Annotated in this window: 1 protein-coding gene; it reads right to left on the bottom strand. The window is 52.8% G+C overall.

The features are described 5' to 3' along the window. Positions 1-579, bottom strand: a 579-nt coding sequence (locus CKO23_RS24865) for a transposase (RefSeq protein ID WP_200336239.1), incomplete at its 3' end; no start/stop codon positions are given. Positions 580-1,076: the final 497 nt, after the last annotated feature.

Raw genomic sequence — 1,076 nt, 5'->3', positions numbered from 1 at the left:
ATCCGCGCAGATCAAGACGCGCTTGCCGAACACCGCCTTGGCGGCGCCAATGAAGCCTTGATAGAGGTCCGAGCAGACGACGCGCACGGTGTGCTGTAAGCGCTTGGGAATCCGACGAAAAAACGCTTCAACCGCCGCCTTCGTGCGCTCGGCGAGGAGGCCGATGACGCGCAGCTGGTCGTTCACGTAGGCACTGATGACAGCCACGAAATCACGATGACCTTTCTTCAAGGAAATCTCGTCGATGCCCATGACCTCCAGGGTCTCAATGGCACTCCAATCGATCTCAGGATCAATGCGCCGATCCAGGATACCCTGTAGCGCATCGACACCGATGCCCTGCTTGCGGCTCACATCCTCGAGCGTACTGTTGATCAGTTCTAGCAGCATCTGATCCTCGAAGCCCTTCGTCACCGAGGCGCGTGGCGTATACCACGACAGCGTTTGGCTCGTCGTCGGACGCCCTTCGCAGTCGTCGCATTGGTAGCGCTTGGGGCGCAAGACAATCAAAAAAAAGCGCGATTTGAACAGTCGTCTGTATTCCGCTTTAAAGTCTTTGAAGGGTCGCGCAGAACGCATAATATCGTTTTTTCACCTTCCGGAAACCCAATATGCCGCTTAATAAGCGCGTCTGGATACCATATTAAATGGCTATAGGTGCTGCTCGCGAGCTGGAATAATCCCGCTTGCCCCAACTCGATGACGAGTGCGGCCTTGCCGGCTGGATTATGCGCCGCGGTAAACAGGATATTGGCGTCAAGAAACAAGCGCATCAGGTTGATCGCAGGCGCTCGAGAATTTGCCTGCGTTCGTCTGGCGAGAGCGCGTCGGCCTAGGGTGTTCAATCTAGCCTTTTTCACGCACTTTTTGATCCCGCATTTCTGTGACGAAAAGCCCCTCGCCATGCTCGATAAAATATTGATTATTAAGGGCATGATGGCGTTTCCCGGGCTCTCCAGGATTTCATGGGGAATCACAAGTCATTTTAAAACAATTGCTTAGAGCGGATTTTAGCGTACACGCCAATGCCAAAATATAGTCGAGCGATTCTATTTTAAGTTTTTGATTTTTCAGTG

The sequence above is a fragment of the Thiocystis violacea genome, assembly GCF_016583565.1.
GTDB lineage: Bacteria > Pseudomonadota > Gammaproteobacteria > Chromatiales > Chromatiaceae > Thiorhodococcus > Thiorhodococcus violaceus_A.
The sequence above is the reverse complement of the archived record's forward strand: the minus strand, read 5'-3'. Positions and strand labels throughout refer to the sequence as shown.